Here is a 2,978-nt window from a genome sequence, read left to right as displayed (position 1 = left end):
GCCGAACACGGGCCGGTCGTCGCCGGGGCCGCCGAAGACCGACCGGTCGTCGCCGGGGCCGCCGAAGACCGACCGGTCGTCGCCGGGGCTGCCCAAGACCGGCCGGTCGTCGCCGGGGCTGCCGAAGGTGGGCCGCTCCTCGCCGGCATTGCCGAAGATCGGCCGCTCCTCGGCGGGGCTGCCGAAGGTGGGCCGGTCGTCGGCGGGCATGAACGCGGACCGCATCGCCTCGTCACCGGGCGGCGCGAACGGGGACGGCTCGTCACCGGTCGGGGCGAACGGCGACCGCGGGCCGCCGCTCACCGGGGCCTGACCGTTGGCGATCGGGATGCCGCCGTGCCGGGGGCCGGCGTCGCCGTTGCGGTGCCCGTTGGTCTCCACCGGCGGGAATCCGCCCTGGTTGGTCCACCGGGTGCCGTTGGTGCCGAGCAGCGCGTCCGCCGGGCGCCGCGAGCCGAGGGCCACCATCTGGGTGTCGCTGGTCAGCGCCGGGTGCGGCCGCGCGGCGAACGGGGCCGGCTGCTCGTCGGGCTCCGGCTGGTCATCGTGCGGCTGGGACTGCTGATCGCTCACCTGCGGGTGCTCCCCGTTCGGGCCGGCGGCGCCGGCTTGCTGGTCGGACGTGTGCGCCGCGGCGCCGGTGGCGTCCGGCCGGACGCCCGGGTCCTCTTCGGACTCGCGGGGCGCCGGCGTGGACATCCCGTGCACCGGCCAGAAACGGGCCAGGCCGCGTGACTGCCGGTTCTCGGGCTCGGACGTCGGCTCCATCGGTTCAAGACTCCCGTTCCAGTGGCGGCGCCATCCGCGGGGCGGGCCGGTCGGACGGCGGGCGCAGCACCTTCTCAGGTGCGGCGCACGACGACGGTACCGTCCCCGGCCTCCCGGTCACACCCCCAGTGCGGGTCCGTGACCGGATCGTGGGCTACCGGTACGGCCCCGTGGACGCTGGTACCCGATACGAGAGAATGTGACACTGTGCCCGCGACTGACCTTGTGAACGGACCTGTCTCCGCGCTGGACCCGGCGATCGCCGCCCGCCTGCGCCGCACCTCCGACGGCCTGGTGGCCGCGATCGTCCAGGAGGCCGGCACCGGCGACGTGCTGATGCTGGCCTGGATGGACGACGAGGCGCTGCACCGCACGCTGACCACCGGCCGGGCCACCTACTGGTCCCGCAGCCGAGGTGAGTACTGGGTCAAGGGCGCCACCTCGGGCCACCACCAGTACGTCCGTTCGGTGGCGCTGGACTGCGACGGTGACGCGCTGCTGGTCACGGTCGAGCAGGTCGGCGCGGCCTGTCACACCGGCACCCACACCTGTTTCTCCGACGATCTGCACGCCGTGCCGGGGGAGAGCGCATGACCAGCGGTTCGGTCACCCCGGACGAGGACGCCTTCGTCGCGCAGGCGGCCCGGCGACGGGTGGTGCCCGTGGTGCGGCGGCTGCTGGCCGACGGCGAGACCCCGATCGGTGTCTACCGCAAGCTGGCCGGCGGCCCCGGCACCTTCCTGCTGGAGTCCGCGGAGCAGGGTGCGGGCTCGGCCGCCTGGTCGCGTTACTCGTTCATCGGCGTGCGCAGTGCCGCCACCCTGGTGGAACGCGACGGCCAGGCCGCCTGGCTCGGCAACCCGCCGGCGGGCGTACCGGTGGACGGTGATCCGGTGGTCGCGCTGCGGGAGACCGTCGCGGCCCTGGCCGCTCCCGAGGAGCCCGGTACGGGCGACGACCTGCCCCCGCTGACCGGTGGCATGGTCGGTTACCTCAGCTACGACCTGGTCCGCCGGTTCGAGCGGCTGCCGTCCACCACCACCGACGACGTGCCCCTGCCCGAGCTGGGCATGATGCTCGCCACCGACCTGGTGGTGCTCGACCACTACGACGGCTCGGCCATCCTGGTGGCGAACGCGGTGCTCGACGCCGGCGCCGACGCGCGTGCCGCCCGCGCGGCGTACCACCAGGCGGTCGGCCGGCTCGACGCGATGACCACCGCGCTGTCCCGGCCCACCCCGCCGATGATCTCCACCGTCGAGCGGCGCCCGGCCGGTGACGTGCTCAGCCGCACCGCCCCGGGCGACTACCAGAAGGCGGTCGAGACGGCCAAGGAGGCCATCCGGGCCGGCGAGTGCTTCCAGATCGTCGTCGCGCAACGCTTCGAGCGGGCCACCGACGCCGACCCGCTGGACGTCTACCGGGTGCTGCGCGCGACCAACCCGAGCCCGTACATGTACCTGCTGCGCTTCGACGACTTCGACATCGTCGGCTCGTCGCCGGAGGCGCACCTCAAGGTCAGCGCCGAGCAGGGCGGGGTGCGCCGGGCGCTGCTGCACCCGATCGCCGGCACCCGCTGGCGCGGCGGCACCCCCGAGCAGGACAACGCGCTCGCGGCGGAGCTGCTGGCCGACCCCAAGGAACGCGCCGAGCACGTCATGCTGGTCGACCTGGGCCGCAACGACCTGGGCCGGGTGTGCCGGGCGGGCACGGTCGAGGTGCCGGACTTCGCCCGCATCGAGCGCTACAGCCACGTCATGCACATCGTCTCGACCGTCGTCGGTGAGCTGCGCGCCGACCAGAGCGCCTTCGACGCCCTGGCCGCCACGTTCCCGGCGGGCACCCTGTCCGGCGCCCCCAAGGTCCGGGCCATGGAGATCATCGAGAGCCTCGAGCCGACCCGGCGCGGCCTGTACGGCGGCACGGTCGGCTACTTCGGCTTCGCCGGCGACATGGACATGGCGATCGCGATCCGGACGGCGCTGATGCACGGCGGGACGGCGTACGTGGGGGCCGGCGCCGGCATCGTGGCGGACTCCGACCCGGCGGCCGAGGAGCAGGAGACCCGTAACAAGGCCGCGGCCGTGCTGGCGGCGATCGCGGCCGCCGAGACACTGCGCGCGGCCCGCTGATGACTCCCGGCCGCCGGCTGGCGTACGCGGTCCTGCTGTGCGCCGCGGGCGCCGGGCTGGCCGTCTACGGCGTGACCC

Annotated in this window: 2 protein-coding genes and 1 pseudogene; 2 read left to right on the top strand and 1 reads right to left on the bottom strand. The window is 74.6% G+C overall.

The features are described 5' to 3' along the window. Window positions 1–768, bottom strand: a pseudogene (locus AB0C29_RS41300) (hypothetical protein); the annotation flags it as partial. 225 nt (window positions 769–993) lie between these two features. Between AB0C29_RS41300 and hisI the strand changes: the two are divergent. Both hisI and AB0C29_RS41290 read left to right on the top strand, forming a co-directional pair. Beyond that, a complete protein-coding gene (gene hisI, locus AB0C29_RS41295; RefSeq protein ID WP_360832674.1) occupies window positions 994–1,362 on the top strand; it encodes a phosphoribosyl-AMP cyclohydrolase in 369 nt (122 codons plus the stop codon). After that, window positions 1,359–2,900, top strand: a complete 1,542-nt coding sequence (locus tag AB0C29_RS41290) for an anthranilate synthase component I (RefSeq protein ID WP_360832672.1) — start codon at window positions 1,359–1,361, stop codon at window positions 2,898–2,900. The genes hisI and AB0C29_RS41290 overlap by 4 nt, the downstream gene beginning before the upstream one ends. Window positions 2,901–2,978: the final 78 nt, after the last annotated feature.

The organism is Actinoplanes sp. NPDC048791 (assembly GCF_040650095.1).
Classification (GTDB): Bacteria; Actinomycetota; Actinomycetes; order Mycobacteriales; family Micromonosporaceae; genus Actinoplanes.
This window is presented reverse-complemented; position numbering and strand designations above follow the sequence as displayed.

Coding starts and splice junctions, on each gene's coding strand:
- AB0C29_RS41290 (WP_360832672.1), top strand. CDS start 1,359: ATGACCAGCGGTTCGGTCACCCCGGACGAGGACGCCTTCGTCGCGCAG.